General features: G+C 69.9%; 13 protein-coding genes, 1 tRNA gene and 1 other RNA gene. 7 read left to right on the top strand and 8 right to left on the bottom strand.

Annotation, left to right across the window (positions count from 1 at the left end; all coding sequences use genetic code 11):
* Nucleotides 1-50: 50 nt before the first annotated feature.
* The 5 genes from ACFVUT_RS29705 to ffs all read right to left on the bottom strand — a co-directional run bounded on the left by ACFVUT_RS29705 (nt 51) and on the right by ffs (nt 8,149).
* Complete coding sequence (locus ACFVUT_RS29705) at nt 51-1,514, bottom strand: N,N-dimethylformamidase beta subunit family domain-containing protein (RefSeq protein WP_389657312.1); 1,464 nt, start codon at nt 1,512-1,514, stop codon at nt 51-53.
* Between the two features lie 409 nt (nt 1,515-1,923).
* Nucleotides 1,924-3,753 carry a hypothetical protein gene (locus tag ACFVUT_RS29700; protein WP_389657315.1) on the bottom strand — a complete coding sequence of 610 codons (1,830 nt, stop codon included), beginning with the start codon at nt 3,751-3,753 and terminating at the stop codon, nt 1,924-1,926.
* A 462-nt stretch (nt 3,754-4,215) separates the two neighbouring features.
* The gene (gene purD, locus ACFVUT_RS29695) at nt 4,216-5,466 is read right to left on the bottom strand and encodes a phosphoribosylamine--glycine ligase (RefSeq protein WP_389657318.1); all 1,251 of its coding nucleotides are present in this window, start codon (nt 5,464-5,466) and stop codon (nt 4,216-4,218) included.
* Between the two features lie 291 nt (nt 5,467-5,757).
* Complete coding sequence (locus ACFVUT_RS29690) at nt 5,758-7,983, bottom strand: DNA polymerase III subunit gamma and tau (RefSeq protein WP_389657321.1); 2,226 nt, start codon at nt 7,981-7,983, stop codon at nt 5,758-5,760.
* Nucleotides 7,984-8,054: 71 nt separating this feature from the next.
* An RNA gene (ffs, locus tag ACFVUT_RS29685) (signal recognition particle sRNA small type) lies at nt 8,055-8,149 on the bottom strand.
* Nucleotides 8,150-8,292: 143 nt separating this feature from the next.
* On the opposite strand from ffs, the gene ACFVUT_RS29680 reads away from it, so the two are divergent.
* The 3 genes from ACFVUT_RS29680 (at nt 8,293) to ACFVUT_RS29670 (ending at nt 11,108) form a co-directional block, all read left to right on the top strand.
* Nucleotides 8,293-8,380, top strand: a tRNA-Ser gene (locus ACFVUT_RS29680).
* A 314-nt stretch (nt 8,381-8,694) separates the two neighbouring features.
* Nucleotides 8,695-10,371 (top strand): Eco57I restriction-modification methylase domain-containing protein, encoded by a 1,677-nt coding sequence (locus ACFVUT_RS29675; protein WP_389657324.1) that lies wholly within the window; start codon nt 8,695-8,697, stop codon nt 10,369-10,371.
* A gap of 11 nt (nt 10,372-10,382) precedes the next feature.
* The gene (locus ACFVUT_RS29670; protein ID WP_389657328.1) at nt 10,383-11,108 is read left to right on the top strand and encodes a PaeR7I family type II restriction endonuclease; all 726 of its coding nucleotides are present in this window, start codon (nt 10,383-10,385) and stop codon (nt 11,106-11,108) included.
* 72 nt (nt 11,109-11,180) lie between these two features.
* Here ACFVUT_RS29670 and ACFVUT_RS29665 read toward each other — a convergent pair whose 3' ends face one another.
* The 3 genes from ACFVUT_RS29665 to ACFVUT_RS29655 all read right to left on the bottom strand — a co-directional run bounded on the left by ACFVUT_RS29665 (nt 11,181) and on the right by ACFVUT_RS29655 (nt 13,919).
* On the bottom strand, nt 11,181-12,947 hold the full coding sequence (locus ACFVUT_RS29665) for a tyrosine-type recombinase/integrase (RefSeq protein ID WP_389657331.1): 1,767 nt from the start codon (nt 12,945-12,947) through the stop codon (nt 11,181-11,183).
* Complete coding sequence (locus ACFVUT_RS29660) at nt 12,944-13,243, bottom strand: helix-turn-helix domain-containing protein (protein WP_389657334.1); 300 nt, start codon at nt 13,241-13,243, stop codon at nt 12,944-12,946. Before ACFVUT_RS29660 ends, ACFVUT_RS29665 begins: the two co-directional genes overlap by 4 nt.
* Nucleotides 13,244-13,373: 130 nt before the next feature.
* On the bottom strand, nt 13,374-13,919 hold the full coding sequence (locus tag ACFVUT_RS29655) for a helix-turn-helix transcriptional regulator (RefSeq protein ID WP_266770085.1): 546 nt from the start codon (nt 13,917-13,919) through the stop codon (nt 13,374-13,376).
* A gap of 275 nt (nt 13,920-14,194) precedes the next feature.
* Between ACFVUT_RS29655 and ACFVUT_RS29650 the strand changes: the two genes are divergently transcribed.
* The 4 genes from ACFVUT_RS29650 to ACFVUT_RS29635 all read left to right on the top strand — a co-directional run bounded on the left by ACFVUT_RS29650 (nt 14,195) and on the right by ACFVUT_RS29635 (nt 19,419).
* Complete coding sequence (locus ACFVUT_RS29650; RefSeq protein ID WP_389657476.1) at nt 14,195-15,724, top strand: DnaB-like helicase N-terminal domain-containing protein; 1,530 nt, start codon at nt 14,195-14,197, stop codon at nt 15,722-15,724.
* Between the two features lie 248 nt (nt 15,725-15,972).
* Nucleotides 15,973-16,809 (top strand): DUF2637 domain-containing protein, encoded by an 837-nt coding sequence (locus tag ACFVUT_RS29645; protein WP_389657338.1) that lies wholly within the window; start codon nt 15,973-15,975, stop codon nt 16,807-16,809.
* Between the two features lie 319 nt (nt 16,810-17,128).
* A complete protein-coding gene (locus ACFVUT_RS29640) occupies nt 17,129-17,689 on the top strand; it encodes a MobC family plasmid mobilization relaxosome protein (protein WP_389657341.1) in 561 nt (186 codons plus the stop codon).
* Nucleotides 17,686-19,419 carry a relaxase/mobilization nuclease domain-containing protein gene (locus ACFVUT_RS29635; RefSeq protein ID WP_389657344.1) on the top strand — a complete coding sequence of 578 codons (1,734 nt, stop codon included), beginning with the start codon at nt 17,686-17,688 and terminating at the stop codon, nt 19,417-19,419. Before ACFVUT_RS29640 ends, ACFVUT_RS29635 begins: the two co-directional genes overlap by 4 nt.
* The last annotated feature ends 133 nt before the right edge of the window (nt 19,420-19,552 follow it).

Genomic DNA, 19,552 nt, shown 5'->3' with positions numbered 1-19,552 from the left:
GGCGTCCGTGGCGTCGTCGGTAGCGGCGGGTGCCGTGGTTCCTGAGCCGTTCAGGCGCGTTTGCAGATGCGGTCGAGGAGATTGGCGGTGGCCCGCTGGATGCGGGGGTCCACATGGCCGGGGCGGTCCAGCGCCGGGGACCAGGCGAAGGTGCCGGAGGCGAAGACGAGTGCGCCGGAGGGTGCCCGGTACAGGGAGGTCTCCTGGTGGCGTTTGGCTCCTTCGGTGTCCCGGTACGGGGAGTGGGCGAGCAGGATGCGGCTCTCGTGCGCGGGAAGTGCGGTGCGCGGGAAGTAGCGGTCGGCCTCGCCCGCGACCAGGCCGTCGATCTCGTCGCCTTCGCGGGCGTCCGTGGCGTCCCACAGCCAGTGCTCGGCGTTCCGTACGACCAGCGGGTGCGGATCGGGAACCCGGCCCGCGTACTGGATGCCGAGCAGCGACTGCTCCGGGCGGTCGATCTCGCGCCAGAGCGCGGGCTTGCCCGGACCGCGGCGCTTGCGGCAGGTGAGCAGCCGGTCCGGGACACCGGACGGCGACGGGGAGAGGCTGACCTGCCAGTACATGGTGTTGGCGGAGAGGAAGACGAGCGAGGTGCCGCCGTCGCGGGCGCGTTCGGCGGTACGGCGCATGGGCACCGACCAGTACTCGTCGTGCCCGGGGAAGACCAGGCCCCGGTAGCGGCCCGGGTCGATGCGGCCCGCGTGCAGATCGCGGGTGTCGGCGTACGCGAGGTCGTAGCCGTACCGTTCGGCCCAGCGGATGAAGTCGTAGGCGTGCCCGACGTGGAGTGGCAGGCCCGCGCCGGCGTACGGACGGTCGAAGGAGACGGTGACCGCGGCGTCCTCCTCGCCCAGGAGGCGGCCCTGCTCGTCCCAGGCGTGGTAGAGACTGGCGCCGGTGCGGCCGTCCTCGGGGTAGAGGTTGTACGCCTGCCAGGTGATGTCCGGCAGGACCAGCAGCAGATCGGCCGGTTGGTCGTCGCGGACCGTGAACGGGATGTGGGAGCGGTATCCGTCGACCGTGGTGAGGACGGCGACGTACGCGCCGATCGACCAGTAGCTGGGGATCTGCAGCCGCCAGGACTGCCACCAGTGGTGGCAGGAGACCGTGCGGTCGGCGGTGAGCGGGGCGGGCTGGGCGATGCCGGAGAGCCGCGGGCTCGTGGTGATCTTGGCGGCGCCGTCGCCCCCGTAGTGACCGATGCGGTAGATGTCCACGGTGAACTGCTGGGGAGGGTCCACGGTGATGTGGAAGTCGATCGCTTCTCCGGGGGCCGCGGCGCCCGTGGAGATGAAGCCCTTGATCTGGCGGTGCACGTCGTCCGCCGTATGGGTGCCGCCGTCGGTGGAGCTGCGAGCCAGGGTGGGGTCCGCGTACCAGGGGACGACGTGCCCGGTGTCGTCGAAGTAGTTCTCACTGCCGCGCAGCCAGGGCAGCGGGCCCTGGCCGAAAGGATCGGAGACGGCGTGCGCGAGGGCACCCGACTCCCACCGCCGAATCTGCTCCGCCCCCATATCGCTCCCCTCACTGGTCCCCCGAGACAACAGTGGTGCGCCCACTATCAGCGTCGATCCCCAGCACATCACATAACGCATGCACTCCGTCACCCTTCGTCGCTAATTGACGAGAACGGAACGTATTTTTCCGGGTATTGAGGGCGTGGAGGCCCCGACAGCGTGACCTCTGGGAAGGGTGGGGACGCTGTGGTTCAAGCTCGCCGTCGAGGTTTCCGCGGTGGCGGGGGTGGTTGGGGTAAGCGGGGTGGCGGGGGTGGTTGGGGTAAGCAGGGAGGCGGGGGTGCGCGGGGCGGCGGGGGTGGTTGGGGTAAGCAGGGAGGCGGGAGTGCGCGGGGTAAGCGAGGCGGCAGGGGTGGCCGGGGTGCGCGAGGCCGCCGGGGTGCGCGAGGCCGCCGGACTCTGTGGTTCAGACGAGACGAACGGGTTTGTCGGTGCGCACGCCGACCGCGGCGAGCCAGGACCGCAGCGGCTCCGCGTCCCCGTCCTCGACGAGGCTGAGGACGGAGCTGCCCAGATCCGCCCGCCGCTCCCCGCCGACCAGCAGCGCGGGACCGTCGAGCCAGTCGAGTCCGGGCGCCGCACCCGCCGTGTCGACCGCGGCGCAGCAGACCATCGCCGCGACGTGATCGGCGAGCAGTTCCGTGCCCGTACGGGGCGGCTGGAGCGGGAAGAGCGGGAGGGGGTCCGGGCCCCAGAAATTCAGGACGTCCCCACCCATGTGTGCGGCGCTGCGGGTGCCTGCCTGGCCCGATGCGGCATCGGGCGGGAGCTGTTGCGCCGCTGCCTCACGGGCCACCGCGGCGCTGATCCCGGCGGCGAGCTCCTCGCCACCACCGCTCCGGCCGGTCAGATGCTCGACGACACGGGCCAGCGTGGGCACTCCGGGATCCAGGGGAAACGCAGGGTCGGAGTCGGAGGGACCGCCCGAGAAATCACCCGAGAGATCGCCCGAGAGATCGCCCGAGGGATCACCTGAGGGATCACCTGAGGGGTCGACGACGGGTGCGGTGGGGCCCGTACTCATCGAGTCGAGAACGCGGTGCAGGCGCGCGGCCTCGGTGCGCCACTTCCGGTCGACCACCTCTTCCGGATACTCCTGCCAGTCGACCGGAGACCAGTCGGGGCCGTTCTGCGCAGGACCGCCGTGGAAGAGCCGCGCCGCCAGCAACGATGCTGCCTCGTCGGCCGCGCCCGGCTCCTCCAGGAGGTCACAGGCAGGCCGCTCGCCGAGCCGTGCGGTGAACCCGTCGGCGAGCCGGTCGCGGCGGGAGAGTTCGGTGAGGGCGGACACCACGCCCGCGTCCAGCCGGGACGGCCAGCGGCCCATCTGCCAGGCAGGCAGCGCGACGCGGGTGAGCAGCCTGTCCCAGCCCGCATAGGCGAGGCCGACCTGCTCCTGGGCAACGATCCGCAGTCCGTAATCCACACCCTGTGCACAGGCCGACGCGGCGGCGGCGACCCCGCGCTCCATCTCCGCGGCGTGATTGCGACAACTGCGCAGCAGCAACCGTGCGACCCATCCGACGAAGGCCCGCGGCACCCTGCGCGTCCCTGACAGAGGCCCGGAAACAGGCGCGGCGGCGTCGGCGACGGCTCCGTCCAGCCCTCGCACGAAACGACGCGCCGCGGCTATGTCGGGGTGCGCGGACGGGCCCGTGCCCGCGACGACCGGGGCGAGCACCGCCCGTAGCTCCCCGACCCGCATCCACCAGAGGAACGGCGAACCGATGACCAGCACGGGAGACGCCGTGACGCGACGGCGGCTCCGGCCCGCGAAGCGCGTTCGCCGATCCGCTCCGGGGCCTGCTACGGGCTGCGCCGAGGGATGTGTGCGGTCCTCCAGCCAACTGTCGCAGTCGGGCGTGAGCGCTATGGCAGAGGGCGCGGGAACCCCGAGCCGGTCGGCGAGATCCCTGACCAGACGGTAGAGGTCGGGGGCGGCGTCCTCCGGAAGCGGGACGGTCGGACTGACCGCCGGCCTCGCCCGTGCGATCGCGACCGCGACGGCCGCGGCGAGCAGAAGCACAACGACCGCGCAGACCACCACGCCCCAGCGCGCCGCGTCCCAACCGCTGCCGACGGCATGGCCCTGTGCACCCGCCACGAGCAGCACGACGGCCACCGCCGCCGGCAGAACTGCCACGGCGGTCGCTCTGCTGCGGATGCGCAGCAGAGCGAGAGCCCGGGCGCGCGCAGTCTGCGCACCCAGTTCCTCACGTGTACCGGTATTGGACACGACCGGACGTCACCCCCTCTGCCCCCGCGGCGGTGTTGTTCACTCCCCCACTGTGGCACCCGTCACTGACATCGCAATGCCAGTGGGCCAAGTGCCGGAATGCTTGCGCCGCACCCTAGTTGGGGGCTCGGCAGGCGTCATCCGGATGGCTCAGCCGTCACTCGATGGAATGGCTTTGGGCAAAGGTGCTGACGCGCCGCCGTCCTTGAGGCAGTGCGTGTCCGTGGGCCTCGACCGGGGTTCGGGGGGAGGGGTGCGGGAGAGGCTGAGGGGGAGGGTTCCGGGGCGGCTGGGACGGCTGGGACGGGCCGTTACGGGTGATCCACCCGCGGACCGCCCGGCCCGGGACTGTGCGGTCCGGGGCCGTGCGGCCCGGGACTGTGCGGTCCGGGGCCGAACGGGCTCGGCCTCTGTCCCGGACCGCTCGCGTCCCGCCGTATCCCGTCCGTATCCCGTCCGGTCTCAGGCCTCCGCGGCCTTCTGGGCAATGTCCGTACGGAGCTGCGAACCATCGAGCCGGATCCGGGCCGCCGCCGTGTAGGCGCGCTCACGGGCGCTCGTGAGGTCCTTGCCGGTCGCGGTCACCGACAGCACCCGGCCGCCCGCGCTGACGATCGTGTCGCCGTCCCGCCTGGTCCCGGCGTGCAGAACGTACGCGTGCGGGGCATCCTGCGCCGCCACGTCGGCGAGACCTTCGATCGGGTCGCCCGTGCGCGGCGTTCCCGGGTAGTTGTGCGAGGCGATGACCACAGTGACGGCAGCCTCGTCGCGCCAGGTGAGCGGGGGCAGCTCGTCGAGAGTGCCGTTGGCGGAGCCCAGCAGGACACCGGCCAGTGGCGTCCTGAGACGGGCCAGGACCACCTGGGTCTCGGGGTCGCCGAAACGGGCGTTGAACTCGATCACCCTGACGCCTCGCGAGGTGATCGCGAGGCCCGCGTACAGCAGCCCGGAGAACGGGGTGCCGCGGCGGCGGAGCTCGTCGACGGTCGGCTGGAGCACCGACTGCATGACCTCGTCGACCAGCTTGGGGTCGGCCCACGGGAGCGGGGAGTACGCGCCCATGCCGCCGGTGTTCGGGCCCTCGTCGTTGTTCAGTGCGCGCTTGAAGTCCTGAGCGGGCTGAAGCGGCAGCACGGTGGTGCCGTCCGTGATCGCGAAGAGGCTCACCTCGGGACCGTCGAGGAACTCCTCGATGACCACGCGGTCGCAGGCGAGGGCATGGGCGCGGGCCGCTTCGATGTCGTCGGTGACGACGACGCCCTTACCCGCGGCGAGGCCATCGTCCTTGACGACGTACGGGGCGCCGAAGGCGTCGAGCGCGGCGTCGATCTCGGACGGGGTGGTGCAGACGTAGCTACGGGCGGTCGGGACACCGGCTTCGGCCATCACGTCCTTGGCGAACGCCTTGGAGCCCTCCAGCTGGGCCGCCGCGCCGGACGGGCCGAAGCAGGGAATGCCCGCGGCGCGCACGGCGTCGGCGACACCGGCGACGAGCGGTGCCTCCGGGCCGACGACCACCAGTTCGGCGTCCAGGTCAGTGGCGAGGCGCGCGACGGCATCGCCGTCGAGTGCGTCGACCGGGTGCAGTTCGGCCACCTCCGCGATGCCGGCATTGCCGGGAGCGCAGTACAGAGCGGTGACGTCGGGGTCGATGGAGAGAGAGCGGCACAGGGCGTGTTCGCGGGCGCCGCCGCCGATGACGAGGACCTTCACGGGGTGCAGCCTATCCGCCGAGCTGCTGCGGCCTCGACGGACGCCGCTCCGTGGACACCCCTGGCCCGCATGACGCCCCTGGTCCGCGTGACACCCCTGGTCCGCGTGACACCCCTGGTACCTGTGACGCCCCTGGTCACCGCTTGCGTGCCTGGCACCGCTTGCGTGCCTGGCACCGCTTGCGTGCCTGGCACCGCTGGCGTGTCTGGCACCGCTGGCGTGCCTGTCGCCCCCGGCGCCGCAGCGGGGGAGCGCCCCGCACCACACCCTCGCTGCTCGGGCGCCGCGCCGCTACTCGTTGTTGAACTCCTCGACGACCGTGGCGCCCAGTTCGCGAACGATCAGATCGTGGCCGGAGAGCGCCGAGTCGACGAGGTCCGGGTCGTCCGCCTCCGGGGTGTCGTCCTCCGGAGCGACCGATCGCGGGGGTTCGGGCGCGGAGTACGACGACGGTCCGGGCTCCGCGGCGGGAGCGCCGCCCTGCTGGTGCTGAGCGGGGGCGGGCCTGGGTTCGTAGCTCTGCTGCGGCGCGGGGGCCGGACGTTGCGGCGCGGGCTGCGCGGCGGAGGGACGGCCGCCACCGGTCTGCGGGGGTGCGCCGGCCCCGCCCGACGGGTCGACGATCGCCTCGATCTTCCACTGTGCGTTGAACCGCTCGGCGAGGGCCTGCTTCAGCACGTCCTCGCTGCCGCTGCTCGCGAAGTTGTCGCGCGCACCGGCGTTGAGGAAGCCGATCTGCAGGGTGCTGCCGTCGAAGCCGGTGACCTGGGCGTTCTGGCTGAGCAGGATCCAGGTGAACCGACGGCGGTTCTTCACGGCCTCCAAGATGTCCGGCCACATGTTCCGCACCTGGCCTGCGCCTTGCGTCATTCCCGGGCCCGGTTCGGCAGCGGGCACCGGCCCCGCAGGTGCGGCCCGGTCCGGGGCGGGAGCCGGTGCAGCCGGGGGCGCCGGCGACCGGCCGGGGGCGGAAGCGGTCGGCCAGCCACCGGGGCGGCGGCCTGATTCCGGTGCCGCCGCGGTGGGCCAGGCACCAGGACGCTGACCGCTCGCGGGCGCCTGGGCCGGGGCCTGGGTCTCGACAGGCGGCTGCGGAGCGACGGGTTGCGCGGATGACGGAGGCGCTGCGGCAGGCGTGGGCGGTGCTGCAACAGGCGTGGGCGGCGCCGTGGCGGGAGTGGGCGGTGCCGTGGCGAGGGCGGGCGACGCTGCGGCGGGCGGCGCGTCTCCCCGTGCCGCCGCGCGTGCTGCGGCGGGTCCGGCGCCGGGTTGTACGGGTGGTGCGACGGGCGCGTGGGCCAGGACCTCGGGCCCAGGTACGTACCCCATGGCGGGCCCTGCGCCGGCGGTCGCGAAGGACGCGCCGCGCTCCAGCCGGTCCAGCCGGGCCTGTAGCGAACGCTCGTCGTCGAAGGCCGCGGGCAGCAGAACCCGCGCGCAGATCAGCTCGACCTGGAGGCGCGGCGAGGTGGCCCCGCGCATCTCCGTCAATCCCTCGTTGACCAGGTCGGCGGCGCGGCTCAGCTCGGCGGCGCCGAACACGGACGCCTGGGCCTGCATCCGCTCGACGACATCGGCGGGGGCGTCGATCAGCCCCTTCTCCCCGGCGTCCGGAACGGCGGCCAGGATCACCAGGTCGCGCAGCCGCTCCAGGAGATCCGCGACGAAGCGGCGCGGGTCGTTGCCCCCCTCGATCACCCGGTCCACGACCTCGAAGGCCGCGGCCCCGTCACCCGCCGCGAAGGCGTCCACCATCGAGTCGAGCAGGGAGCCGTCCGTATAACCGAGCAGCGCGGTCGCCATGGCGTACGTCACACCGTCGTCGCCCGCGCCGGCCAGTAGCTGGTCCATGACCGACATGGAGTCACGCACGGATCCGGCCCCGGCCCGCACGACGAGCGGCAGCACGCCGTCCTCGACGGGGCTGTTCTCCTTGTCGCAGACTTCGGCGAGATATTCGCGCAGCGTCCCGGGCGGCACGAGACGGAACGGGTAGTGGTGCGTACGCGACCGGATGGTGCCGATGACCTTCTCGGGCTCGGTGGTCGCGAAGATGAACTTGAGATGCTCCGGCGGCTCCTCGACCACCTTCAGCAGGGCGTTGAACCCCGCCGACGTGACCATGTGCGCCTCGTCGATGATGTAGATCTTGTAACGACTCGACGCGGGGCCGAAGAACGCCTTCTCCCGCAGATCACGGGCGTCGTCCACGCCACCGTGCGATGCGGCGTCGATCTCGATGACATCGATCGATCCCGGCCCGTTGCGCGCGAGATCCTGGCAGGACTGGCATACGCCGCACGGTGTCGGTGTCGGCCCCTGCTCGCAGTTCAGACAGCGCGCGAGGATGCGCGCACTGGTGGTCTTGCCGCAGCCGCGCGGACCGCTGAACAGGTACGCGTGATTGACCCGGTTGTTCCGCAGGGCCTGCTGCAGCGGGTCGGTGACATGCTCCTGACCGATGACCTCGGCGAAGGACTCGGGGCGGTAGCGGCGGTACAGCGCAAGGGACGACACACATACGAGGTTATCCGGGCGGACTGACAACCGGCCCCGGACCGGTGAAGCACCTACGCGCCCCCGGAAACACAAGGGCCCCCCACGCACCCGCCAGAGCCAACCTACCCTTGCTGCCTTCCGGCCCTGGGGGAGTTCAGTCAGATAGCGCCACGTGAGGGGCTGAGCCCCACCTTAGCCGATCCCCACCCCTGCTGGTCCACCGCCCCGACTTCCACGACCACCCCGGACGAGGCGGAGGTGAGCGGGAAGGAAGCCGGAGGGGAACGGGTTCGCGAGCACTCCTCAACGTCTTGTATTGTTTGCCGCGGAGGATTCGCCTAGTGGCCTAGGGCGCACGCTTGGAAAGCGTGTTGGGGGCAACCCCTCACGAGTTCGAATCTCGTATCCTCCGCCATTGCTCTCACCGGGCAATACGTCGAAGGCCCCCGCAGCTTGCTGCGGGGGCCTTCGACGTATTGGTCTCAGTTTTGGTCTCAGTTGCTCCGAGGTGACGCGTCGGCTCGGTTGCTGGTCCGCTCTCCTCCGCCGTGCACCCCCTCAAGGCCGACGAGCCAGAGCGCGCTCTCGTTGATCACGGGTGCGAGTGGATGTCGATCCCACGAGGCCCACGAGCCCGATGCTCCGCAGATGGAACAGACCACTCCGTTGACCGCGAGCACCCCTGTGGATAACTCTCGTGGCCGAAATCCTCCCTAGTAGTGTCAAGACGTGGCCACTCCCCTGTTCTTCGACACCGCCCTCCACACCCTCCCCTCGGTCCCCGAGGAGGCCGTGGAGCACGGCGAGGTGTTCACGCGGCGCTGGGTCGTCGATCTGATCCTCGACCTAGTGGGCTACACCTCTGATAAAGCCCTCTGCGACCTGAAGCTCGTGGAGCCGGCCTGCGGGTCAGGAGCGTTTCTAGGAGCCGTGGCTTCGCGGATCAGCGCATCCTGCCGCGCACAGAACCGTCCCATCGGTGACGCAAGCGGTGCCGTGCGTGCGCTCGATCTGCTGGAGCGCAACGTCCGCAGGAGCCGCGAAGTCGTCAAGAAGCACTTGGTCGACGACGGATGGAACCCGGCGGATGCCCAGCAGGTGGCGGCGGCCTGGGTCGAGCAGGGTGACTACCTACTCCAGCCCGAAGCGACCCAGCACGCGGACTACGTGGTCGGCAACCCGCCCTACATCCGCTTGGAGGACGTCCCCGCGGACAGGATGACGGTCTACCGTCGCGCGTGCCCCACCATGGGAGGCCGTGCAGACATCTATGTCGGCTTCTTCGAAGTCGCGCTCCGAAGCCTCGGCCCCGGAGGACAACTGGGCTTCATCTGCGCGGACCGGTGGATGCGCAATCAGTACGGCCGGCGGCTCCGGCAGCTGGTGACCAAGGGCTTCAGTGTGGACCTGGCTCTGGTTATGCACGATGTCGACGCCTTCGACGACCAGGTTTCGGCCTACCCAGCCATCACGCTCATCAGCAAGCGGCCCCAGGGCACCGCCGTGGCAGCGGACACCACGCGAGCGTTCGGTGCTCCCCAAGCCACCGACTTTGCGCGTTGGTACGCGAGTGATCGGACTGAAGCGGTCGTGACGGAAGCCTTCCAGGCTGCTCGCATGCCGCACTGGTTCCCGGACGAGGACTCATGGCCGAGTGCCTCTCCGGCCCGGCTAGCCGTGCTCGAAGAGCTGACGGAGCGCTTCCAACTGCTCGAGAGCGACGGCACCGGTACCCGGGTCGGCATCGGGATCGCCACTGGCGCGGACAAGATCTTCCTCACCAACGACGACAAGTTGATCGAGGAAGATCGACTGCTGCCGATGGCCATGGTCCGCGACACCACAAGCGGGACCCTGAACTGGAACGGCACCTATCTGGTCAACCCCTGGTCGGCCAGCGGCGACCTGGTCGACCTCGCTGCGTATCCGCGGCTTGCCCGATATCTCGACGAAAACGGAGCAGCGCTGCGCCAGCGCTATGTGGCGGTCAAGCAGCCGCACCGCTGGTACAAGACCATCGACAAGGTCGATCACGCGCTGACCCGGCGGCCCAAGCTGCTGTTCCCGGACATGAAGCTGACGATCCATCCGGTACTCGACGAGGGCGGACTGTACCCTCACCACAACCTGTACTTCATCGTCTCGGACGTCTGGGACATGCGCGTGCTGGGTGGTCTGCTGCTTTCCAAGGTCGCGGAGGCATTCGTGGAGGCGTACGCGGTCAAGATGCGAGGGGGAACCCTCCGCTTCCAGGCGCAGTACCTCCGCAAGATCCGAGTCCCTGACCCGGCAGCGATCAACGAGCGTGACCGGGACGCCCTGGCGGTAGCTTTCGACAAGCGAGACGTGAAGGCCGCCACGGAGGCCGCCCTACGCGTCTACGGACTTGCCGAACTGCCTGACTAGGAGGACGAATCTTGACGGTCACCCGCCAGGATTTCGAGGACGCGATAGCGACCTACTGGGGTGCCAAGAAGCTCCAGCGCGAACAGTCCGCGATCAAGGCTGCGGTCGGTGCCGGCACAGCCGGGTCGGTACGCGGCGGTAAGCACTTCGATGCGATCGCGATCCTCTTGGCGAAGTTCTTCCTGGACGCCGGCTATCCGCCCGACAGCATCCGGGTCACCAAGAAGCAAGGACTCGAACTCCCCGGCTACTACCGCCCCCAGAAGCAGTGGGACCTGGTGGTCGTCCACGAGGGCGTCCTTGTCGCGGCCTTCGAACTCAAGGCGTTGGGCGGCCCCTCCTTCGGCAACAACTACAACAACAGGGTCGAAGAAGCGCTCGGCAGCGCGGTGGACCTGCGGCGAGCCGCCCTTGCCGACCTCTATCCGAAGGAGAAGCCCTGGCTGGGCTACTTCTTCATCATGGAAGACCACGAGAAGTCCCGCAGCAAGGTCAGGATCGCGAAGGGCGCCCTGCCCAGCGACTCACACTGGCGCGGAACTTCCTACCAGGACCGCTTCGGGATCTTCTGTGAGCGCATCGTGGCGGAGCAGTTGTACGACGCCGCGTGCTACGTCACATCGTCGGCAGAGGAGCCCAAGCCCATCGAGCTGGTGGAGAGCCTCGACTGGCGCCACTTCTCAGCAGCCATAAATGCCCGCCTCACGTATCTGAAGGAGCTCGGGCTTCCCGGCTAGGGATGACGAACGGGGCCTCGACCAACTTGGTCGAGGCCCCGTCCTCGGTTCCCTTCGAAGGGGCGAGGACCCCTACCTCTGACCGTCGCCGTACGTGCCGGGGTTGCGCGCGCGGTCCACAGCCTGTGCGCACGCCTCCACGTAGGCCGACGAGACGGCGTCCTTGTCCGTGCCACGCACTTGGGCTTCGATCTCCTGGCCTGGCCGACGCGAAGTGTGCCAACGCACCGGCAGGTCCGTGTACAGGTCGCGCTCGAATTCCCATGCCCACGTTGACCATTGGGCAGGACTTCCGACGTTGAGCCGTTCGCCTCCTGCCAGGAACACGGCATGGGCGTGGTGCACCAACCGGCGGTCGGGGATCTCCTGGCGGATGAGCCGAATGCCGTCACCCACATCGTCCTCCCACTGTTCCCGCTCCATCTCCTCGACCTGAGCCGCTTGACCGGGCCGGTCCTCGCCCCATTGGGTAACCACCTGCTCCGCGTGCTCTCGGGAAGCGAAGCCCAGTCGTCGGCCACCGAGGTCAGCGAGGTAGACCGCTGAGTCGACCAAGGCAGATCCGGGGCTCACCGCGCTCCCGGAGCCGGCCTCCACCGCCACGTCCGCAGGCGTGGCCCAGAGCAGGGCTCCGATCTTGGCGGCGGTCTGCTGCAGGACGGGGCCGGTCATGTGCTGGTAGCGGCGGCGCATCCGGGCGGACTTGCCGGGCTCCCAGCCCATGATGCTGTCGACAACAGCATCGGAGATCCCGAGGATGAGCAGGACAGTGGCCGCTGTGTGGCGGGCGTCGTGAAGGCGGCCGTCGCGCACCCCCGCTGCCTTCAGCAGGTCCTTCCACCGGTGGAAGTCGGTGTTCGGGTTCAAGGGTTCGCCGACCGGCGAGGTGAAGACGTACCCCTTCTCCGTCCAGAGGTCCCGAGCGAGAGCGCGCTCTCGGCCCTGCTCCTCCTTGTGCCGGCGGAGCAGGTCCATCAGCTCGTCAGGAACGCCGATTGGCCGCTGCCCGGCCCGTGACTTCACGCTCTTGGTCTCGCGCCGAGTGTTGATCTTCTGCGGGCAGAAGCCGGGCTTGCGCCCGCAGCGATTGCCGCAACCATGCTCGTAGCGGGGCCGCAGGCGGCCTCGTCGGACGCGGATGACTCCGAGTTCGAAGTCGACATCGGTCCACTGCATTCCGAGGACCTCGCCCTGACGGAGACCGAGCGCCAGGGCGATGACCCAGCGGGCCGCATTGCGGTGTTTCCCCGCCTCAGCCAAGAGGCGCTGGACCTCCTCGACCGAGTACGGCTCGACTTCTTCCTCTTCGAGGCGCGGGGCCTTCGCGATTGTCGCCGGATTCCGGATGGCGTGCCCTCGGCGCACGGCCTCGTTGAGAGCGGTACGGAGGGTGCGGTGTACCTGGTGGGCGGTGCCGGCGGCGCTGCCGGTCTCCTGCATTTTCTTGTAGAAGCGCTCCAGGTGTTCCGGCTCCAGCTTCTCCAGGCGGTGGGCGCCCAGGCCGGGGACGAGGTGGTGGTTCACCGCGACGCGGTAGCCGTCGATGGTGTTCTCGGAGACGTTCGGCGCTGCGATGTTCTCGACCCAGTGGGTGAGCCAGGTCTCGATCGTCCAGCTCTGGCCGGCCTTGCGTACCGCACCCTTGTCCCGCTGCTGCTCCAACTCCCTGACGGTTTTGGTGACCTCCGCGCGGGTCTTGCGGCTGACGTGGCGCCGGTCCGGCGTGCCGTCGTCCTTGACGCCGACGGTGACGCGGCCGTGCCAGCGACCGTCCTTGCCGAGATGGATGCTGGAGGCGCCATTGGGCTGACGGCCTTTCGCCGCCCCACCCCGCGTCATGCTGCGGCCCCGAAGTCGACGGCCGTGAGGCGCCTGGCCAGGAAGTCGTTCACCGCCTCCGCTGGGATACGGCGCAAGCTGCCGATCTTCACCGAGGCGATCTCTCCGGACGTGACGTACTCGTACAGCTTCGTGCGGCCGATGCCGATGCGGCGCGCGGCTTCGGCAACGGTGAGGGCCACGAGGGTGGCGTCGCCTCCGGTGGGACGTCGTTCGGAGAGCAGGTCTCGCAGGTCGGACTCGGGGACGTCCAGCAGGTCCGCTATCTGGGCAAGCGGCAGTTCGGTGCGGTGCAAGGGAGGGTCCTCTCCTGGCAGGCCAAGGGACGGCGAATCCCGATGGGCCGGCAAGTCGTTCAGGGATGGGCGTGAAGAGAAGGAACCGGAGACGGCAAGCCCTCGCTGTTCGTAGCAGCGAGGGGCCGAGTCAGCTCTGTTCGGACGGCGCGTCCATGCGCTCGCCGAGGTAGCTGCGAAGCCGAGTTGGCGCTCCAAGGTGGTGATGGAACTCGCCGTTCGAGGCGATGGTCAGCTCGTGGGTCAGCAGAGCCTTGACCATGTCTTCCTGGTTGGGGTTGGCATCCGTGTACGCCGCGAGTTCGTCCTGGATCCGGCGCATGTCCTTGCCCAGGGCCCGCCATTCCTTCCATCTCGCGACGTAGTCGCCGACGAGACGGCGGACCAGCGGGTTGGCGAGTTGGCCGGGGGGGCTGGTCAGCTCGTCGAAGGTCAGGTCGAAGACCTTGCAGAAGCCGAGCGCCTCATCGAGGTTGACCCGGCGGCGGGGCTTGCCGCTCTCGATGCGCCAGATCGCGGACTGGTTGACCGGGTGCCCGGCGTCTGCCATTCGCTCGGCCAGTGTGACCGTGCTCCAGCCGCGAGCCTCGCGTTCGAGCTTGATGCGCTCTGCGACGTGATCTTCGGCCAGCGGCCGCTCCGGCCCCGCGCGGGAGGCGCCTTCGTCACTGCTCATCACTGCACCTCCTTGCAGGGGCCCGACGGACAGCCGGGGCGATGGTGAAAACTAAACACCATTCCGGAGCCGAATGCAACCGTTGCGCTTCCGAACACGTCGGGTACTGTAGGCGTCCGCCCTCGAACGTGGGCGAACGCAAAAAGCCCCCGACGCTACGAACGCCGGGGGCCAAGCACGAACTCTCGTAACCGCCCATCCCTGAACGATTGACCCGCGTGGCCTGGGATTCGCCGTCCCGTACGGCCCGCAAGTTGAGGAGCTCAATGTCCAGTATGGACGAACCCCGGCCGAACACGCCACACCTCGCGGAATCCGGCCGCCAGCCCCCGCCGGGCGACCTCACCGCGGTTCCGCCGCACGACGTCGACGCCGAAGCCGCCGTGCTGGGGGCCTGCATGCACAAGGCCGCGGTGATCGACGAAGTACGCCAACTGCTCGACGCGGCCGACTTCTACCGCCCCGCGCACGAGACGGTCTGGCGCGCCATCCTCGCTCTGCACGGCGAGGACAAGCCGACCGACCCCATCGTCCTGTCGCACCAGCTGCGCGCCCAGGACGACCTGGAGCGGGTCGGCGGCGTGGTGTACGTCCACCAGCTGGCCGACGCCGTGCCCTCGACGAGCAGCGCCGCCTACTACGCCAGCATTGTGCGCAGGTTGGCCGACCTGCGCCGCTTGCGTGCCTCCGGCATCCGCACCGCCCAGCGCGCGATGGAGCCGGGCGCCGATCCGGACGCCATCCGCAGCGAGGTGGAGTCGGAGGTCCGGATCGAACGCGAGCGTGCACTCGCCTCGGGACAGGGCCGGCTCTCCCGGTTCATCACCGACGGATGGCTCTTCGTCACCGAGACCGGCGCCGACACCGAGCCGCTGTGGGGCACGCGGGAGCAGACGGCCTGGTCATCCGGCGAAAGTCTGATGATCGTCGGAGCACCCGGCGTAGGGAAGACCACACTGGCTCACCAGGTGATCCTCGCCCGCCTGGGTCTGGCGGACAGCGTCCTGGACATGCCGGTCGCACCGAGTCGGCGGGTGCTGTACCTGGCGCTGGACCGGTACAAGCAGATCGCCCGTGCCATGGCCCGCGGCATCGGACCGGAACACGAGCAGCGCTTGCGCGACGGGCTCGCTGTCTGGCAGGGGCCTCTGCCCGCCAGCCTGGACAAGGAGCCCGACCTTCTGGCAGACCTCGCCGCCGCTCACCAGGCCGACACGATCGTGATCGACAGCCTCAAGGACGCGGTGAGCACTCTGGTCGACGACGCGCTTGGCGTCGCCTACAACAATGCCCGCCAGCGAGCCATGCGTAACGGCGTCGAGATCATGGAACTCCACCACCAGCGCAAGGCCACCGAGGGCGCCCCACGCGCCCAGAAGCCCACCCTGGACCGGGTCTACGGCTCCACCTGGATCACCTCCGGCGCGGGCAGCGTCCTCTTCATCGCCGGGGAAGCGGGCGACCTCGCCGTCACCCTGCACCACATCAAAACCCCCACCGGCGAGATCGGCCCCCTTCAGGTCATCCACGACCACGAACGCGGCACCTCGACGCTCGACCCCGCTCTCGACCCGGTCGCCATCCTGCGCCAGCGCCCCGACGGCCTGACCGTGCGCGAACTCGCCATGATCCAAAGCGGCCAGAACAACCCCGAGCGCTCGGCCACCGAGAAAGCCAGGCGCACCCTGGACCGGCTCGTCAGGGCCGGACTCGCGGACAAGGCCGAAGGAGCCGCAGGCGGAACCGGAGGCGGCCAGCAAGCCCGCTACCGCACCTCCGTCCGCCACATCGGCGCGGTCTCCTGACCCCACCGCCGGACGTCGCGACCGTACACGAGGGCGTACACGCACCCCCTCCCCCACGCACCGGCCCACGCCTCACCGCAGGCGTACACGCCAAGCACAAAACCCCAGGTCAGACGATCACGCGATCGTTCACGCCGTACACGCACGCCAGCGTTCACGCGTGAGCCCCCTTTAGAAGGGGGCTCACGTGTACGCCCCCTCCGTGAACGCCGTGATCGCCTCCGCAGAACCATCCCGGAGAAGCCCGCATGACCACACCCGCCACACCCCACGACATCCCCCGGCACACTCACGCGACGCCCCGCGCCCAGGCCACGAGGCGACAAGCAAAGCCCCAGCACGCTGCAGAGCAATACGCCCTCGCCGCAGCCGGAACCGTCATCACAGCCCTCACCGCCGGCGGCTTCTGGCTCTCCTACGCCCACCTCGCCCAGGTCGCCGGACAGCATGGGCTGGGAAGCTCCCCGGTCCGGCAATGGGCCTGGCCCGCGACCCTGGACGCCTTCATCGTCGCGGGCGAACTGCTGATGCTCCGCGCCGGCCTTCGCCGGGTGACCGACTGGTGGGCGGTCGGTCTGACCGCCATCGGATCAACCGGATCCATTGCGCTCAACGTGGCCGGGGTGAGCGGCACGGGCAACGAGAGCGTCGCACCCCTACTCGACTACGTGGTCGCGGCGGTTCCCCCGACCGCAGCCCTGCTGGCCTTCGGAGTGCTGATGCGGCAGATCCACCAACTGGTCGACCGGGCTTCCTACCGGCCCGCCACCGGTTCCCTTGAGACGCCGGAATCGCCTGCCCTGCCGCCCGCGCACACCGGGCAACCGCAAACCACCGCATCCGGCTACCCGAATACGCCTCCCGGGATCTCGAAGGGTGTTCCGCGAGGCGGTCGTCCGGTCAGCGCAACGGTCGAGGAACTGGTCGAGATCGGGCGGATCGCCGCAGCCGAGAAGCGGAAGCTCACACGGGGCATCGTGCAACAGGCCATACGAGACAAGGGACACACGGTCGGCGGCCAGAGGCTGACCGAGGTCATGGAAATCCTCCGGTCGGAACCCGGCGCCGGTCGGAACGTCGGCTGATCGCCCGCCACCGGTGGCCGGAACTCCTCCGGCCACCGGTCAGGGCGGTCCCCGCCTCTCCGCCTGATCGCTCATTCCCACCTACGGCCGTAGCCGTGGCCCTCGCACGCCACCATCCCGCCCGCACTTCTCCGGAGCACTATCCGTGACCCACGACCCGCACCACCCCAACTCCGACATCGGATCGCCGCTGACACTGACGAAATCGCCTACGCTGACGGAACGTTTGCGGCGGGCGTTCGGACGGGCTGCTCCTGGCGGAGCCAGTAGTACCCCGAGTCCGACTCTTGGCCGGTCTTCGGGGGTCTCCGCCCCGGGGGTGGCGGAGACGGCCCAGCGCCAGGGGGCGCCGGACCAGGTGGCTGTGGCCGAGAACGGCCCCGACCCGGACACGCTTCACGCCGCCCAGCAAGCGATCCTCCGCCCGGCGCGCACCGACGCCTCCGCCGTCGGCGAACCCTCTGTGCAGAGCGTCCAGCCAACGATCCGCCGGTTCACCGGCGACGCGCGCCTTAAGCGCGTCGGCCCCTTGCGCTTCACCGACGACGAGCGCACCCGCCTGCGCGAGGCCGCAGCCGAGCATGGCTACAAAGGTGAATCCGGCCTCGCCGCCGACATCGCCCTCGCCTTCATCGACGGCCGCTTCACCGCGAACCTCCCTCTGTCCGAGGACCGACGACGCACCCACGTATTCCGTGCCCAGGTCCTGCGGGCCCTCAGCCGCACCGGCGTCAACGTCAACCAGATCGCCCGCGCCCTCAACAGCGACTACACCCCGCCCGACATCCGCCAGCGCCTCGACGAACTCCACCACCTCCTCGCCCTGATCGCCGAGGCCCTGCGCCAGCCCACCGACCCGAGGGAGGAGCGGTCCGCGTGATCGCCGCCATCAAGGCCGCAGGCTCCAACACCCGCGGTCTGCTCGCCTACCTCTACGGCCCCGGTCGGCACGACGAGCACCTTGACCCGCACCTCGTGACTGGCTTCGCCATGCTCGGTATGCCCGACCCCGGCCGTGACGAGAATGCCACCCTGACCGAACTCGGCCGCTACCTCGACGAGCCCGTGCGCTTGCGCAACAGCGAGTTCGGCAAGCTCGTCACCGACCACGTCTGGCACTGCCCCGTCCGCGCCGCACCAGAAGACCGCTACCTATCCGACACCGAGTGGGGCGAGATCGCCCAGCGCATCGTCCAGGCAGCCGGCATCGCCCCCGAAGGCGACGATCTGGCCTGCCGCTGGATCGCCGTACGCCACGCAGACGACCACATCCACATCCTCGCGACCACGGTCCGCGAAGACGGCCGCCGCCCCAAGCTGCATGACAGCGGCATCCGCGTCGGCGACGAGTGCCGGACGATCGAGAGGGATTACGGGCTGCGCCGCCTGAAGAAGGGCGACCGCACCGGCACCCGGCGCCCCACCCAGGCCGAGATACACAAAGCCGAGCGCCTCGGCTGGGAGCAGACCAGCCGCGAGTGGCTCCAGGACCGCATCCGCGCCGCCATCCCGCACGCCACCAGCGCCGAGGAACTCCTCGCCTACCTCGAAGCCGACGACATCCTGGTCAAACCCCGACACGGCCCCTCCGGGGACCTCCTCGGCTACGCCGTCGGCCGGCCCGGCGACCTGAACAAGGACGGTGAGCAGATCTTCCACCCCGGCGGGAAGATCGCCCCCGACCTGTCCCTGCCCAAGCTCAAGGCCCGCCTGGAAACCAGCACACCGGAGGAGCACCCCACCGCACGGCGCAACCGACTCTCGACGCCTTGGCATCAGGCCACCGAAGCCCTCGACACCCTCCACGCAGAGATCACCAGCACAAGCACCGATGGCACCGGAGACGCGCGGGCACAGGCGCATATCACCGCCCTAGGCGAACTGATCGAAGCCACCGCCCAGAAGGCACCCGCCAACCATCGTGCTCAACTGCGCTCAGCCAGTGCGCGATTCGCCCGTGCCCAGCGGTCGCAGATCCGGGCCGAAGACCGCGTTGCCCACTCCCTGCGGACCGCAGCCCGCGACATCGCGCACACCGCCACCGGCCCAGACGGCAGCGCACTCGCAGCCCTGACCGCCGCACTGCTCTGGGCCGCCATCCTCGCTGCCCGCTGGCACGAGGCCAAGGGCCACGCCCAGCAGGCCGACGCCGCCCGCCGAGCCGTCCAGCATCTCCAGTCAGCAGCCGACAACTCGCTCGCGCCGACACTCACCGAACTCGAAGCCCGGCGCCCTGGCGAAGGGACACACCGCACTCTTGCCCACGACGTACGCGCAGCCGTTCCCGAGCACGCCGAGCGGATCCTCGCCGACCCTGGCTGGTCCGCCCTCGCCACCGTCCTTGCCGACGCCGAAGCCGGTGGCCACGAGCCCCACCAGCTCCTGAAGGAAGCCGCAGCCCAACGTGAGCTGACCACCGCCCGCCAACCGGCCCGTGTCCTGATCACCCGCATCCAGCACACCAGCCGCAACCCCGCGCCCAACCGTCGCGCCGAAGCAGCCCGCCTGCGAAGCACCACCGCATCGGCCTTCCACGCTTCGCCGCTTGGTATCCAGCCGCCCACCGGGATGGCAGCTCCCCCGAACCAGCCGAGCCGCCCGCGCCGCTGAGCCCACAAAGAGGTTCAGAGACGCCGAGGCGAAGGCGCCGAAGGAATATCGGCTGCTGGGCCGGCCACCACCCGTGGTGACCGGCCCAGCAGCCGTTGGACGCTTACAGCGGAGCTTTACTGCGAAGACCCTT

This window comes from Streptomyces sp. NPDC058051, assembly GCF_042885475.1.
GTDB lineage: Bacteria > Actinomycetota > Actinomycetes > Streptomycetales > Streptomycetaceae > Streptomyces.
The sequence above is the reverse complement of the archived record's forward strand: the minus strand, read 5'-3'. Positions and strand labels throughout refer to the sequence as shown.